Origin of the sequence: Halobacillus litoralis, assembly GCF_009856415.1 — a bacterium.
Taxonomy (GTDB): domain Bacteria; phylum Bacillota; class Bacilli; order Bacillales; family Halobacillaceae; genus Halobacillus; species Halobacillus litoralis_C.
In genome coordinates, this window is sequence record NZ_WMEZ01000002.1 from 755756 (window position 1) to 771472 (window position 15717).

Below are 15717 nucleotides of genomic sequence, written 5' to 3' on the forward strand. Positions count from 1 at the left end.
TCGCTTTCCTGCGGGGGAGCACCGAGCTTCCTCGGACTGCGTCCTGCGGGATCTCGCCTATCTCCTTTCTCCCACGGGAGTCTCGCAGCTTCCCAACCACCCCATTCCATGTAAGGGAGAAACGAACCCCTGTACCAAGTTGGACTGTCTCCCCACTTATCCCACCGTTAGAAGTATGAAGCGCTCTGTATCAAGCCTTTACGTACTCTGGAGCGGTTTATACGATCCGCTTATTCAATCATAAATACTGATTATTGCGGAAGTGGTTTCGAGAATCTTCCCCGCAGCCCCACCCACTCAACAAAAGTCTCGAAATCCAGTCTTCCACAATCCTGCCATTTAGCTTAAGAAAAGCTACAGTGATTTACAGGCGGTATAGATCTCTGAAGCGTAAATGCCACCCAAGGTGGAAGGAAGCGACACGGCAGATGATGACGAGAAGGAAGATCATATAGGTCTGCCAGGCGCTTTCAATATCGATCCAACCTAATCCTATAAGGAGCCCTGCCATCAATGCCCACACAGCGTAAATTTCTTGGTGCATAACCATAGGACGTCGCTGAGCGAGGACATCCCTTGTGACCCCTCCCCCTACGCCTGTCAGGATAGCTGCGAAGATAACCCCTCCAAGTGGAAAACCATTTTCTATAGCAAAAGACGCTCCTTGAAGAGCAAATGCAGATAAGCCAATGGCATCAGGGTATATGTTCCAACGGTCCCAGGTCATAACCCACGTCTTAGGGAAGAAATAGACAATGGCAATCGTACCGAGGGCTACATAAAAGAGATAGCCTTGTTCCCAAACATGGACCACCGGTACATCCAGGGCAATATTTCTGATGATCCCTCCCGCAAAGGGTGTCGCAATACCAAGAATAAATGTGCCAAATATATCATATCTTTCATTTAATGCTACAATCGCTCCACTAAAAGCAAACGCCGAAACGGCTAGTATATTCAATATTTCCCATGTCATGGTCTACCTCCTCCCTGAAGATGCTTTTCTTTGTAATTCTTTCCGTTTATTTCAGACTGATTGATTATAACAAATTCTCAGCAATTAAATAGGCGTTTTTTTATATTTTTGCTAGAATACTAATGCTAGAAAGAGAATAGACGAGAATACACCCATGCATGTTCCTTTTATCACCTTTAATGGAAAGTATATTGATAAATTCAACAAAAATCCATAATATTGTAGCAATCTGCCACAAGGAATCGAGCTAAGAAAAACGAACTAATTATTATGAAAACAGAAATCAGGATGTGGAAAAATATGAGAAGATGGCTAATTCAATTAAGAAAAGAACAACAATTAACACAACAAGATGTTGCAGCAGGAGCCCACATTGACCGGGCCTATTATGCTCAAATCGAAAACGGAACACGAAACCCAAGCATGACGGTCGCTTCTCGCATTGCTTCCTACCTTCATATTAATCCTTCACTCTTTTTTTCCGAACATTTGAGTGAACCTTTTGAAACAGCACTCACAGATTCCCCCATTACAATCGCCCATTGTGATCTTGAACATCGTTATACATGGCTCTTCAATAATCATCCTGACTTTACTATGAGTAAAGTCATTGGGAAAAGGGTGGATGAAATCTTTCAAAATGAAGCTACAGAGGAATTACTGAACATAAAGAAAGAAGTGGTGTTAGAAAAGAAACCAATAAGAAAAGTGGTATCATTCCCACTATCAGAAGGGTCCATCGACTATGATATATTTTGCAAGCCGATATATGATTCCAATGGCCATATCATAGGAACGGCAAGTGTTGCGATGGAAATGATGAAACCGCTCAAGTAGGGGGCAAAAATTTGATCATTGAACAGCTCTCTTCAAGATTATTAAAAGATACACTCTTAAGAGCTATAGACTTAAAGTTGGAAGACGACTTCATTTATCTTTTAAAAACGGAAATTTCAAAAAGGGAAAAGGAAGAGAAGATGATGGAAAAACTGTGACCTAATTCCTCACCATAAACCATAATGAAAACACTGAGATGTATGATTCAATGATCGTGGGGGTAAACCATGATAGAGGTGATACACATGGACCGAAATCATTGGATTATGCATCAAGAATGGAATGACTTAGTTTTTATGCATTGGCCTGTTCCTGCAGAAATTTTGCGCCCTTTCATTCCATCTGCTTTTACTATTGACGAATATGACCATTCCGCCTGGATTGCCATCGTTCCCTTCCGCATGCAGAATATCCGCTTTCGTACCCTCCCCTCTCTCCCGTTTGGAAATCAATTCCTTGAATTGAATGTCCGAACATATGTTACGTTCAATGGTGAACCAGGGGTCTATTTCATCACTCTTGATGCCAACCACCCCCTTGGTGTATTTTTAGCCCGCACGCTGTTTGGACTGCCATATGTACATGCAAAAATGAGAATGGACCAAACAGAATCAGGATATCAGTTTACGAGCAGGCGCATTCATGAAGGGTATCCTGCTTCTCATTTTCACGCAAGCTTTCATACGGTATCAGAACCAATACACGCTCAGCCAGGATCCCTCCTTTATTGGTTAACAGAGAGATATGCCTTGTGGGTGATGAAAGGCCGTTCTAAGATTTACAAAGGTCCTATTCTTCATAAGAACTGGAGGCTCCAAAAAGCGGAAGCCGATATCCAAATCAACCAACTGGTGGATTTCCTTCCCCCTTCTATATTTGCAACAAAGCCTATCACTTATTTCTCAAAATCCCTGCATACTAGAATCTTCCCTTTTGAAAGAAAAGCCTGAAACAGAAACTTTGACAGTTTTGAGTAAGAATTATATAATTATCTTGAATTCAAGATAATCGAAAACAAGGAGGAATGACCATGCAGCTCAAGGGCATTCATCACGTTTCAGCTATAACCGCCAATGCAAAAAACAACTACGATTTCTATACAGATGTTATGGGCATGCGATTAGTCAAAAAGACAGTCAATCAGGATGCACCCTCCATGTACCACCTGTTCTATGCTGATGAGAAAGGTCGACCTGGTACGGACTTGACCTTCTTCGAAATCCATCGAGCAGGACATACGTATCCTGGCACGAGAAGCATTTCTACTACATCCCTCCGTGTGAAAAGCGATGAAGCTTTGGAGTATTGGAAGAAACGCTTCGAAGAACATTCCGTTGAACAAGAGGGTATAAAAGAGAGATTCGGGCGAAAGACGCTCTCTTTCCGAGACCCTGAAGGACAACGACTCATTCTCATTTCTGATGAACACAATAACGGTGTGGAAGCCGGCCAAGCATGGGAACATTCTTCCGTTCCTAAGGAATACGGAATTACCGGACTTGGTCCTGTTCACCTTACCGTAAATGAAGCAGCTAAAACAGAAAAAGTTCTTACCGAGCTCTTAGGATTTCGGAAAAAAGGAACCTATGAACAATGGGACGTCTATGAAACCGGCGAGGGAGGAACCGGCGCAGAAGTTCATGTTGAGGAAGTGCCCGATGGTCAGCCCGAAAAACCTGGCCGCGGAAGCGTTCACCATGTGGCCTTCCGTGTAAATGATGAAAACGAACTGAAGAAATGGCAGGAAATCATCCAGGCTGCAGGTTACCCTAACTCCGGTCTTGTTGATCGTTACTATTTTAAGTCCCTATATTTCCGGGAGGCTAATCACATCCTTTTTGAACTGGCTACAGATGGACCTGGGTTCGCTACAGATGAGGACGTGGATCGTCTTGGAGAGAGCCTTGCTCTTCCTCCTTTCCTAGAGCACAAACGCCAGGAGATTGAAGAAAGCTTGACCCCACTGGACACATCAAGATCTTAAATGGATAGATACTAAAAACTCCGGCGGGATAAACCCAGCCGGAGTTTCTTTTATGATTCCAATCTATTCTTCACCCAGTTGATTAAGCCACCCATTTGCATAATTTCAATCTGCCGATCAGAAAGGGCATGCTCAAGTTTAAGGGTTTTATCTTTCCCTTTCACTTCAACTTCCACTTGAGGAGACTGCTTGATTTTATCTCTGAGGCCTTTAAACACAAGCACATCCCCTTGCTCTAAATCATTGAGATCAGATGGATCGGTGAATGTCAATGGCAATACTCCGAAGTTGGCAAGGTTCTGCCAGTGAATACGTGCAAAGTCTTCGACAATAGCAACCTTAAGTCCAAGATATTTCGGTGCGAGAGCTGCATGCTCACGACTGGATCCCTGTCCGTAGTTTGCACCGGCGACGACAGCGTGACCACCGTCATCTCTTGCTTCCATTGCACGATCATAATACGTTTCGTCAACAATTTCGAACGTGAATTTACTGATTTCCGGCAAGTTGCTTCGATAAGGAAGCACTCGGGCACCACCTGCTAGAATTTCATCTGTGGAGATATCGTTCCCCATCTTCAATAAAATCGGTAGTTCCATGTCATCAGGGAGTTCACCCATCTCTGGGATGGAAGCTACATTCGGACCTTTGACTAATTCTACATCCTTCGCTTCCTCAAAAGGTAAAGGTTCATCAAGTAATCGTGTATCCACCGTTGGATTGTCCAAGTCCTTCACCTTCGGAAAATCAAAGTTTGACTTTCTAGGATCCGTAATTTCCCCTGTCAGAGCTGATACGGCAGCCGTTTCAGGACTGCATAAGAAAACACTATCCTCTTTCGTCCCGGAGCGCCCCGGGAAGTTCCGTGGAGTGGTACGCAAACTGTTCCTCCCCGTCGCTGGTGCCTGTCCCATTCCAATACATCCGTTACAGCCGGCCTGGTGCAATCGTCCTCCTGCTTGAAGGAAGTTAGCAATATGACCTTCTTGAGACAAGTCGATCAGCATTTGCCGCGAAGTAGGATTCAAGTCAAAGGATACCCCATCTGCAATGTGCCGTCCTTCTACGATTTTCGAAGCAATCGCAAAGTCCCGATACCCAGGGTTCGCTGATGAACCGATATACGACTGGTAGATCGGTTCCCCTTCTACTTCTTCTACAGGAACGACATTTCCCGGGCTGGATGGCTTGGCAACCATTGGACCTAATACAGACAGATCCAACTCATCATGAACGTCATACGTCGCATCATCATCCGCAACTAGTTCCAGCCACTCATCTTCTCTCCCTTGAAGCTTCATGAAACGCTTCGTTTCTTCGTCTGATGGAAAGACCGTGCCTGTGGCTCCAAGCTCAGCCCCCATGTTGGCAATCACATGACGATCCATGGCTGTTAAGTTCTTCAAACCAGGACCATAGTATTCAAAGACATGGTTGACCCCGCCTTTGACTCCATGCCTTTTGAGCATTTCCAGAATGGCATCTTTCGCACTGACCCAGTCCGGAAGCTCTCCAGTCACTTTCACGCCCCAGACTTTTGGCATTTTCACGTAAAAAGGTTCACCGGCAATAGCCATGGCTACGTCAATCCCGCCAGCACCCATGGCAAGCATCCCCATACAACCATTCGCACATGTATGGCTGTCTGAACCAAGCAACGTCTTCCCAGGCTTCGCTAATCGCTGCATATGAACAGGGTGGCTCACGCCATTTCCCGGTCTACTGAAATGCAGTCCAAATCGCTTTGCGGCACTCTCAAGAAAAAGGTGATCATCGGGGTTTTTACTATCTTCCTGAATTAAGTTATGATCCACATATTGCGCGGAAGCTTCCGTTTTTGCCCGATCAATACCCATCGCTTCCAGTTCGAGCATAACCATTGTCCCGGTTGCATCCTGTGTAAGCGTTTGATCAATTTTCAATCCAATTTCCGAACCCGGGTTCATCTCCCCCTCTACTAAGTGATCCTTAATCAATTTTTGTGTGACATTATATCCCACATCTATTCCTCCTTCTCACTTGTAGTTGATGACGATCTTGATGATACTTTTTATAAAATTCCTATACCTTTTATACCCTTAATGTTGTATGATTACTCATAGGTTCCAAAAAGTTCCTTTACAAGGATTGATCAAACCATTAAATGGAAATCTATGAAAGTCCCCCTTCCAAAGTCCCCTTAAAGCCATAAAATTTTCCCGACTTGGGAAACTAGTGAATTTTGTTGAAAATCCCAGGACGAACATGTATTCTAAATATAGATTTGAAAGAGCAAACACTCTGAAAAATCAACAGTTGATCAACTAGGTGTGAGAAAAATGGAATATGGTAAAGTGCTTCGATTCCATCGCGTGAAGCAAGGTTTGACACAGAACCAGCTCGCAGATGGGATAATCTCGCCGGCGTATTTGTCTAAGATTGAGAACGACCAAACCGTTCCCGCGTTCGAGGTACTTGAACACCTCTACGAACGTCTAGGACTCGATTTCCATGACTCTTCTTATCATCACCCTTCGAAGGAAAAATTGAAGGAATGGTATGAGATGATCGTCTTTAAACGGAAAGAAGAGGCCAGGGAATTAAAAGAAGAACTCAAACAACAAAAAGATACGCTGAATAATCATCACTTGTATATATTTTTCGAGCTGTTCCGCATTCGCCATCTGCTGTTAGAAAACGAGGTGGAGGAGGCTTACGAAGCATGGAAAAATATTCGCCAACATGAGGATACATTTGATGAAGAGATGGAGTATTATTTCCATTTAAGTTCAGGCCTTATAAGTTATTATCGCGAAGATTACGAAGAGTCCTATTTTGAATTAATGGAAGCTAAGAATTACAGCGTTTCCATTAATTTAGAAGGTTGGGAGGAAAGTGATTTATATTACCTCTTGGCCTTAAGTGCAAGTCAAGCCAATAACATATCTGCCTCTATTTTTAATGCAGAACATGCACTTGAAATATACCAAAAGCAATATAATTTATTTAAAAGTGCAAACTGCCATATATTATTGGGAATCAACTATGGTCGACTCAAAAATTATGGTAAAGCATTAGAAAATTACCACTTAGTCAGCAAAATTGCTACTCAAACAAACAACCATTACCAATTAGGTGTTATATACCATAACATTGGCGTTATTGAATCAAGGCTTGGTAATTTCGAGTCAGCTATATTAAATTACAAAAAATGCCTTTCATATAGGACAGAAACTGCATCCGACCACGAAATATTTGAAACAATATATTGTTTAGTGGTTGAAACATATAAAATAGGTGAGTTAGATGATTGTAAAAATTGGATTGATGAAGGTTTTTCACATTTAAAATCTTCAACATCAGACACTACCACTGATGAAATTCACCTTATTATATATAAAATGCTTATCGATCAGGACAAAAACACAAGCGATTATTTAGAAACTGTTGCTATTCCACATTTCTTAGAAAAGAAGCACCATAGATTTGTTATTCGTTATTGCATGATTGTTTCTGAACTATTGGAAGCTGAACGAAGTTATAAAAAATCTACTAAATATTTAAGGTTAGCAATTGATTTGTTAAATAAATATTCCAATTTAGGAGGCATTGTTATATGAAAAAGCTTATTGGTGTTGTTGTTGCATTGGGAATTGCTTTATCAGTTTCATCAGGTGTGAACTACATTGACACTGCAGATGAAAGGCATCCCCAACCACTAGTTGTGGATCAAATTTAATTTTGCAACATTTATTTTTAGTTTTTTAATTTTGTGTGTTAATTCAATTTTTATATAATTAACACCTCCCCTAATCCTATACCTATACAAACTTTTGCCTCTATCTTTATGGTAGAGGTCTTTTTTTTGCTTAAAAAACCTGCCCTGGATATCAGGGCAGGTTTCTGTATGACTAAGAGTTCACTTTTTCTTTATGCTTTTTCCAGGCTGAAAATCCGCCCTTCAAGTTAAGAACATCCTTATATCCAAAGGCCTGTAGTAAACTTGCGGCAATTGCTGACCTCATGCCTGACTGGCAATGGACAATCGGTGTTTTATTGGAAGGTATATCTTTCATGCTTTCTTTTAGCTTCCCAAGCATGATGTGCTGGGCTTCTTCGATATGGTCATCGTCCCACTCACTATCATTTCTTACATCAATGATGACATAATCATCGTGCCCTCTAAATTTATTTTCGAGTTCTTCTGCTGTAATACTTGCATACGTTTCTAATCCACCGTAGCCATTAATTTCTACTTCATCCACATAACCGACAAGATCATCCAACCCGATCGACTCTAAGGATCGTTTAATCGCAGGGATGTTTTCTTTAGAGGCGATTACTACGATTTTTTGGTCATATTCGACCAACCAACCTGCCCAATTTGTAAACGAACGATTATATGGGATGTTGATTGTTCCTTTTAAGTGTCCATTCGAGAATTCAGATGATGGCCTTGTATCCACTATCATATATTCCTCAGACATGTAACGATCCGTATCTGACAGGGAAACTTCCTCTACCTCTCTTCCCTTTTCTAGAGACGGGCCTTCTTTGTTCAGTTTTTTCATCATGGAGAAATATTTTGGCGGTTCGGGTTGTCCATCCAATAATTCTTCTGCGAATGCTTTTTCATTGGTGTGTTTTAATGCCCAATTGTTTTCTTTTTCGTACCCGATCGTTGAGGAAGGAACGGCTCCTAATGATTTCCCGCAGGCACTACCTGCTCCGTGTCCAGGCCATACTTGCACGTAATCAGGCAGTTCTTTGAAGCGCTGAACAGACTGATACATATCCGCAGCTCCCTTACTTGCTGTTCCTTCGGCTCCGGCTGATTTTTCAAGTAAGTCCGGGCGTCCTACATCACCAACGAAGACGAAGTCTCCTGTGAAGATTCCCATAGGTACACTAGAACCTCCCCCTTCGTCCGTCAATAAGAATGAAAGGCTCTCAGGGGTATGACCAGGTGTGTGAATGACATCGAGCCTGACATTTCCTACATATATTTCATCGCCATCTTTAACAAGTTGGTGATTGATTTCATTAAGGTATTGATACTTCCAATCATCGTCACCTTCATCTGATAGATACAATTTCAAATCTTTTTCAGCGTTTGCCAGTTCTCTCGCACCCGAAAGGAAGTCTGCATGGATATGGGTTTCGGCAGCTGCAGCCAGATGAAACCCTTCCTTTTTGGCTGTTTCATAATAAGGAGATAAATCCCGAGCAGGGTCAATGACTATGGCTTCCCCTGTCTTTTGGCAGCCAATCATGTAAGACATTTGAGCTAACTCTTCGTCAAAATACGATTTAAAAAACATTCAATAACCCTCCATTTTAATAGTCCTTGTTATGTAATATACCCTTATGCGTATTAAAGAAACATAACCTTTTATTATTATTATCCATATCAGCTATAAAATCCTTCATAAAGGAGACGTATGCAAGTTCATGAACGACGAAAAAAACAAAAAGCAGCAATGCCTAGGCACTACTGCTTTTCAAAGTAACGAGCAAATTCTTTATAAGGAGTGATCTGATCCAAATTAGAAAATACGAGTTCTTTATTATTATATTCATTAATTTCCGCAGCATCTATGTCTTCGTAAGCTTTTCCTGCAGCCATATCCTCAGAGAAGAACTTAATTTCATTCAGCATTCCGAGTACTTTACGACTTTTCGTTTTCGTATAAACGATTTCGTCGGCTGCTCCCAACATTTGATCGACAATTTCCTTTTCTACCCCTAACAATTGAAACAATTGCTTTAGTGAACCTTTAATTACGCTGTCAAGATGTTGAAATTGCTGTTTTCTCAATCCAAACAACGTCAGGTTCAATCCTGTTGCATTGTTCATTAACAGTAGACATTTCCTTCGATTGATGGTGACGATGTTTGCATGCCACTGGTATATTTCCGGTACATCCGTATATTCTTCGACCTCTTCTATCGGTTGATCGATTTCATTTTGTAACTTTTTTGTTGCTCCGATAACGAACAATTTTTCCACCTCGTCCTTACTAGTCGTATCCTTATTTTAACGTGTAACGATAAAAAAACAAAGAGGAACCAAAAACCGGCTCCCCTTCCTCTTACACCTTTGTTCTCCGTGCAAAGTCAACGAATTGAAATTTATCGGGTCTATGTCTGGATTCTGTAAATTGAAAGGCTGTCGTATCTCCTAAATAGACATAACTTCGAATAACAACGACTTGGTCATGACCGTTCAAATCCAAAAATTCTTCGTCTTCAGCCGTCACCGGCTCGATGACGATTTCTTTTTTCGCGAAGCTGATATCGAGCCCTAGTTCATTTTCTATATAATGATAAAGCGACGTTTGAGCAATTTCTTTGGTTAGGTCATACACTAGGTCCTGTCTTAGGAAGTCTTTATCCAGTATGATTCGTTCTCCACCAATTTCCCGGGAACGTACGACTTTCCAAAGGTGAGAACCTTCCGGACAGTTGAGTTGACGGCAAACTCCCGCCTCTTTGACAAGAGTGAGCTCATGCACATGGGTTTGAAAACTTTGGCCTAATCGCTCGGAGAGCTCTTTGAAACTCGTTAAACCTGAAACAGGAAACTCAAATTTATCACGATCAAGGACAACAGATCCTTTTCCACGTACTTTTTGAATATAACCATTTTGCGATAGCAGGTTCAAAGCTTTCCGAATCGTCTCCCTGGATGTCTCAAAGCGTGCACATAAGTCGTGCTCAGAAGGGAGAGTACCACCTGCTGTGTACTCTCCCTTCTGAATATCTTTCACGAGTTTATGATAAATCTCGACATATTTGTTTTTCATTTTGCGCCCCCTCACCTTTTAATCGGTAAGATGATAAACAACCGACTCGTATGGGCGAAGGCTGATTTCACGGTAATCTTTTGGAGAATCATCATAGTTGCTCAAAAGGATGTCAGCCTCACCAGATACCTGGACATCTTCTGGTACTGTGAACGTCGTTTCTTCGCCGTAGAAGTTATTCACAACCAGCAACTGTTCCCCATTCCATTCACGGAGATAAGCAAATACTTGATCGTGGTCTGGTGTAAGCAAATGGTAATCGCCATGGGTGATGATATCGTGAGACTTACGTAATTCAATCAATTTTTGATAGTGGTTGAAGATGGATTCTTGTTTGTTCATCACCACTTCTGCATTGATTTCTTTATAATTATCCGCTACATCAATCCATGGGGTTCCTTCAGTAAAGCCGGCATTTTCTTCTCTATTCCATTGTACAGGAGTACGAGAATTGTCACGAGACTTCTGTTTTAAAATCTCAATGATTTCCTTTTCACTGAACCCTTTGGCTTTGAACTCTTCATACATATTGAGTGATTCGACATCACGGTAACGCTCGATGCTTTCGAACTTAGGATTGGTCATCCCAAATTCTTCTCCTTGGTAAATGTAAGGCGTTCCTTGCATCATGTGGATGGTGGTTGCCAGCATTTTCCCAGATTCTTCAGGATAGTTTTCATCATCTCCGAATCTTGACAGTACACGAGGCTGGTCGTGGTTACACCAGAACAAAGCGTTCCAACCATTTCCTTTATTCATTTCCCGCTGCCACTTCGAAAGGATCTGCTTCAACTCATGGAAATTGAAATCAGCGACTGTCCATTTTTCACCGTTTGGATAGTCCACTTTCAAATGATGGAAATTGAACGTCATGCTCAATTCATCGCGGTCAGGGGCCGTGTATTTTATGCAATGTTCAATGCTCGTCGAAGACATTTCTCCTACGGTCATCAGGTCATAAGGCTTGAAAACTTCACGATTCATTTCCTGCATAAATTCATGGACGCGCGGTCCGTCGGTATAGTATTTACGCCCGTCTCCAGGTGCGACACTTCCATCATCATTCGGAAACTCCTGATTTTTGGAGATCAGGTTGATGACATCAAGACGGAAGCCATCCACTCCCTTTTCACCCCAGAAACGCATCATTTCATAGATATCTTCACGCATCTGTTCGTTTTCCCAGTTTAAATCGGCTTGAGTGACATCGAACAAGTGCAAATAATACTGACCTGTTTGTTCATCGTACTCCCACGCATTGCCCCCGAATTTAGATTGCCAATTCGTCGGCTCTTCCCCATTCACAGGATCACGCCAGATATAATAGTCGCGATAAGGATTGTCTTTTGATTTTTTAGCCTCTTGGAACCATTGATGTTCCGTAGACGTGTGGTTGACGACGATGTCCATAATGAGCTTCATGCCACGGTTATGCGTTTCTTCAAGCAGCCTTTCGAAGTCCTGCATCGTCCCGTATTCATCGTGGATGTCATAATAATCACTGATGTCATATCCATTATCGTTTTGAGGAGACTTGTACATCGGGGTCAGCCAAAGGACATCGACCCCGAGTTTATGCAAGTAATCCAATTTTCCAATAATTCCCTGGATATCACCGACACCGTTTCCTGTCGTATCATTGAAGCTCTTCGGATAAATTTGATAAACGACAGCTTTTTTCCACCAAGGTTGTTCAATCATTGTAGCACCACCGTTTTTAAATTTTTATACGTCTTTTTTACGCTTCGCATAGAGATACGTTCCTACTAGCGGAAGAACAATGACGATGACCATACCGATGGCAAAGTCCAGCCAGTACTCCGCAACGATCGAGAAGATCCCCGGCACACCACCGACACCGATGGAACTTGCCAATACACCTTGGGCTGAGATATAAAGGCCGGCAAGGGCGGAAGAGGTGATCGCAATAATGAATGGATACTTAAAGCGCAGGTTCACCCCGAATAATGCTGGTTCTGTGATCCCTAGCCATGCAGAAATACCAGAAGATACACTCAAACCTTTGAGCTTATCATCTTTGGAAGCTAACCAGATGGCGAATGCAGCAGAACCTTGAGCGATATTGGATAGAGCAAGCATCGGCCACAAGAATGTTGTTCCCGTGCTCCCAACCAGCTGAATATCAACAGCAAGGAATGTATGGTGCATCCCTGTTATGACGAGCACACCATATAAACCACCATAGATAAGACCACCTAACCAAGCAAAAGTATCAAAAGTGGCGACAAGGCCATCTGTGATCCAGTTACCAATCGCAAATGTAATTGGTCCAATGATGATGAACGTCAAGAAACCAGTCACTAACAAGGAAATCGGTCCGACGAACAATAATTGTATATTATCAGGAATACGGTTACGTAAGAATAGTTCAATTTTAGTCAATAAATAAGACGCAACAAGTACAGGCAGGACTTGTCCTTGGTAACCGATTTTTTCAACGGTTAATCCAAATAAATCCCAGGTTGGTACAGACCCTTCAGCTACGGCATCCCCGTAAGACCAGGCATTCAATAGATCAGGGTGTACAAGCACGAGACCTATGACAATACCTAAGATTGGACTACCACCGAACTTTTTAACCGCGGACCAACCAATGAGTCCGGGTAAGAACACGAAGGCAGTATTGGCTATGATGATAATCATGTTCGCTATGCCTGACCACTGTGGATACACATCAATAATGGACTGTTCGTCCCAGAAAATCCCCTGCGCTGTCAAGATATTATTGATACCAAGCAGCAAACCAGCGGTTACGATCGCTGGTAGAATCGGAATGAAAATATCAGCAAGCGTTTTTATTGCTCGTTGAATAGGATTCATATTTCCTTTGGAAGCCTCTTTCACTTCTTCTTTAGAAGATTCACCTACACCAGCAAGAGCTACGAACTCTTTATAAACTTTATCAACAGTCCCCTGTCCGACAACGATTTGAAACTGACCGTTTGTTGAAAAAGATCCTTTCACAGCATCAATATTGTTCAGTTTCTCCTGGTCGACGATGCCTTCATCATGTAACGCCAAACGCAAACGTGTGACACAGTGGGTTGCAGCAGACAAGTTTTCCTTTCCGCCGATCGCTTCTAAAATCTGCTCGGCCTGCTTCTTATGGTTCATTTTTTCTACCTCCCGGCGTGTTTTTTTACTTTTTCTTCACAGTCATCAATGGTGTAGAACCGGCGTTCAATTCAACTTCCTCAGCTACTTGTACATCAAAGTCATCACTGTTCGTGACAATGATTGGTGTTACCGTACTCTTCGCTTTCTCTTTCACAAGATCCAAGTCGAAGGCAATCAGTTTGTCTCCTACTTTCACTTTGTCCCCTTGTGACACAAAAGCTTCAAAACCTTCACCACCCATTGCAACGGTTTCAAGTCCAATATGGATTAGAATTTCTGCACCACTTTTCGTTTCCAAGCCTACTGCGTGCTTCGTTGGGAATAATTGAACAATCGTACCTTCTACAGGGCTAAGTACTTCGCCGTCCTTTGGATCGACTGCAATTCCTTCCCCCATCATTTTCTGAGAAAACACCGGGTCCGGCACTTCCTCCAAAGCTACCTTTTTTCCAGTTAATGGTGACGCCATTTTCAATTCTGTCTCTTTATTTCCAAACAATTTCTTAAACATATGTTTCTCCTCCTCAAACGCTTTCATTGAAGCTCTTGTGACTTGTATATACATCAATTAACTATGATTATAATTTGTATATACATGTTTTGCAACCGTTAACAATCCGGCGATATAATTGGAATTCCCTTCCTGGCCAATTGGAAACTTATAAATGTTAAAAAATTGTTGGAACTTAGTGGTTTATGGTTCCCCTTTTTTAAGAATTGTGTTATGTATTTAGGGTGTCGAAATAAATGGGAAGAAGGGATATTATCCTTACTAACGAATCTCGGGCGAAACGGAACCTGTGGATCATGTGGTTTGCCAATTTTTTTATAGCCGGAAGTATTACGATGGTTCTGCCGTTTTTATCTTTATATATAGAAGAACTCGGAAATTATACAGATGCCTATGTCCAGTCCTGGTCTGGTTGGGTTTTCGGCATCACGTTCGTATCTGCTTTTCTATGTTCCCCAATCTGGGGGAAAATTGGAGATAGATATGGAAGAAAGAATATTTTGATCATCTCTGCTGCAGGGCTCGCGCTTTCCGTATTTCTTATGGGATTCGTCACATCCGTGTGGCAGCTCTTTCTCCTTCGTTTATTCATGGGCATCTTCACAGGATTTATCCCCATGTCCCAAGCATTGATTTCTACCCAAACCCCTAAAAATATCGCCGGTCAAGTTCTAGGATCATTGCAGACAGGAAGCATTACCGGAAGTTTAATGGGGCCGTTGCTCGGAGGTTGGATTGCAGATTCCATTGGTTATGCGACCACTTTTCAATATGTATCCATCACAGTCGCCCTATCTGCTCTCATTGTTTTCTTCGGTATTCATGAACAGCGGATTAAAAAAGAAGGAGACCATGAAAAAACAAGCTATCAATCCAGAGAGGTCCTTGCGCATATCTTCAAGCACCCTATGCTGTTCATGGTTATGATTGTTTCTTTATTTGTTCAAATCGCCCATTTTAGTATTCAACCGATTCTGTCCTTATTCGTTGGTGATTTACACGGGCCGGAAAATTTAGCCTTATTCTCAGGAATCGCCTTTTCAGCTGCAGGTCTTGGGAACTTGATGATGTCCAAACAGTGGGGGAAAATCGCCGATCGGATCGGTTATGTGAAGATCCTCGTTTTCCTTTTGTTCATGGCAGGAATCGTTTACTTCCCCGCTGCCTTCGTTACGAACATATGGCAACTGGTTGTCCTCCGCTTTTTATTAGGAGTATCTATTGGTGGCATTATTCCAGTCCGTACCGCTTACATTCGCCAGGAGGCTCCCGTCGCTATGCAAGGGGAAGTATTAGGTTATAATACAAGCATCCGTTTCCTTGGGAATATTATTGGTCCGTCCATGGGCGGAATGATTGCAGGAGCTTATGGGTTTTCTATGGTATTTTTCGTTACAAGTGCCCTTTTGGTCATCTCTGGCACACTCTTGTTCATGGCTATGAATAGAAGTGTCACCTCCACGAAGCATATTCCTGGCTATTAAGC

At 42.2% G+C, this 15717-nt stretch carries 15 protein-coding genes; 7 read left to right on the forward strand and 8 right to left on the reverse strand.

Annotation, left to right across the window (positions count from 1 at the left end; genetic code table 11):
- Positions 1-364: 364 nt before the first annotated feature.
- Entirely contained in the window at positions 365-976 is a 612-nt protein-coding gene (locus GLV98_RS09140) for a trimeric intracellular cation channel family protein (RefSeq protein WP_160914245.1), read from the reverse strand.
- A 300-nt stretch (positions 977-1276) separates the two neighbouring features.
- Between GLV98_RS09140 and GLV98_RS09145 the strand changes: the two genes are divergently transcribed.
- The 4 genes from GLV98_RS09145 to GLV98_RS09160 all read left to right on the forward strand — a co-directional run bounded on the left by GLV98_RS09145 (position 1277) and on the right by GLV98_RS09160 (position 3797).
- The gene (locus GLV98_RS09145; protein WP_160914248.1) at positions 1277-1813 is read left to right on the forward strand and encodes a helix-turn-helix domain-containing protein; all 537 of its coding nucleotides are present in this window, start codon (positions 1277-1279) and stop codon (positions 1811-1813) included.
- Positions 1814-1824: 11 nt separating this feature from the next.
- A complete protein-coding gene (gene sda / locus GLV98_RS09150) occupies positions 1825-1971 on the forward strand; it encodes a sporulation histidine kinase inhibitor Sda (RefSeq protein WP_160914250.1) in 147 nt (48 codons plus the stop codon).
- Between the two features lie 87 nt (positions 1972-2058).
- Entirely contained in the window at positions 2059-2763 is a 705-nt protein-coding gene (locus GLV98_RS09155) for a YqjF family protein (protein ID WP_160914252.1), read from the forward strand.
- A gap of 80 nt (positions 2764-2843) precedes the next feature.
- Entirely contained in the window at positions 2844-3797 is a 954-nt protein-coding gene (locus tag GLV98_RS09160) for a ring-cleaving dioxygenase (RefSeq protein WP_160914254.1), read from the forward strand.
- Positions 3798-3847: 50 nt separating this feature from the next.
- Here GLV98_RS09160 and GLV98_RS09165 read toward each other — a convergent pair whose 3' ends face one another.
- On the reverse strand, positions 3848-5797 hold the full coding sequence (locus tag GLV98_RS09165; RefSeq protein WP_160914257.1) for an aconitate hydratase: 1950 nt from the start codon (positions 5795-5797) through the stop codon (positions 3848-3850).
- 318 nt (positions 5798-6115) lie between these two features.
- Between GLV98_RS09165 and GLV98_RS09170 the strand changes: the two genes are divergently transcribed.
- Together GLV98_RS09170 and GLV98_RS20250 are read left to right on the forward strand one after the other, a co-directional pair.
- Positions 6116-7396: a helix-turn-helix transcriptional regulator gene (locus GLV98_RS09170; RefSeq protein ID WP_160914259.1), complete on the forward strand. Its 1281-nt coding sequence runs from the start codon at positions 6116-6118 to the stop codon at positions 7394-7396.
- Positions 7393-7515, forward strand: a complete 123-nt coding sequence (locus GLV98_RS20250; protein ID WP_272917285.1) for a hypothetical protein — start codon at positions 7393-7395, stop codon at positions 7513-7515. Before GLV98_RS09170 ends, GLV98_RS20250 begins: the two co-directional genes overlap by 4 nt.
- A gap of 172 nt (positions 7516-7687) precedes the next feature.
- Here the strand turns inward: GLV98_RS20250 and GLV98_RS09175 are convergent, their stop codons facing one another.
- The 6 genes from GLV98_RS09175 to GLV98_RS09200 all read right to left on the reverse strand — a co-directional run bounded on the left by GLV98_RS09175 (position 7688) and on the right by GLV98_RS09200 (position 14231).
- Positions 7688-9097 (reverse strand): MBL fold metallo-hydrolase, encoded by a 1410-nt coding sequence (locus tag GLV98_RS09175; RefSeq protein WP_160914261.1) that lies wholly within the window; start codon positions 9095-9097, stop codon positions 7688-7690.
- Positions 9098-9267: 170 nt separating this feature from the next.
- Positions 9268-9777 carry a DUF6933 domain-containing protein gene (locus tag GLV98_RS09180; RefSeq protein ID WP_160914263.1) on the reverse strand — a complete coding sequence of 170 codons (510 nt, stop codon included), beginning with the start codon at positions 9775-9777 and terminating at the stop codon, positions 9268-9270.
- A gap of 91 nt (positions 9778-9868) precedes the next feature.
- The gene (gene treR / locus GLV98_RS09185) at positions 9869-10582 is read right to left on the reverse strand and encodes a trehalose operon repressor (RefSeq protein ID WP_160914265.1); all 714 of its coding nucleotides are present in this window, start codon (positions 10580-10582) and stop codon (positions 9869-9871) included.
- Between the two features lie 18 nt (positions 10583-10600).
- Positions 10601-12283, reverse strand: coding sequence for an alpha,alpha-phosphotrehalase (treC, locus tag GLV98_RS09190; RefSeq protein WP_202409968.1), 1683 nt, complete (start codon positions 12281-12283; stop codon positions 10601-10603).
- 24 nt (positions 12284-12307) lie between these two features.
- Positions 12308-13717 carry a PTS system trehalose-specific EIIBC component gene (treP, locus tag GLV98_RS09195; RefSeq protein ID WP_160914267.1) on the reverse strand — a complete coding sequence of 470 codons (1410 nt, stop codon included), beginning with the start codon at positions 13715-13717 and terminating at the stop codon, positions 12308-12310.
- A gap of 25 nt (positions 13718-13742) precedes the next feature.
- Complete coding sequence (locus GLV98_RS09200; RefSeq protein WP_160914269.1) at positions 13743-14231, reverse strand: PTS sugar transporter subunit IIA; 489 nt, start codon at positions 14229-14231, stop codon at positions 13743-13745.
- A 236-nt stretch (positions 14232-14467) separates the two neighbouring features.
- Here GLV98_RS09200 and GLV98_RS09205 point away from each other — a divergent pair, with 236 nt between their 5' ends.
- The gene (locus tag GLV98_RS09205) at positions 14468-15715 is read left to right on the forward strand and encodes an MFS transporter (protein WP_202409969.1); all 1248 of its coding nucleotides are present in this window, start codon (positions 14468-14470) and stop codon (positions 15713-15715) included.
- The last annotated feature ends 2 nt before the right edge of the window (positions 15716-15717 follow it).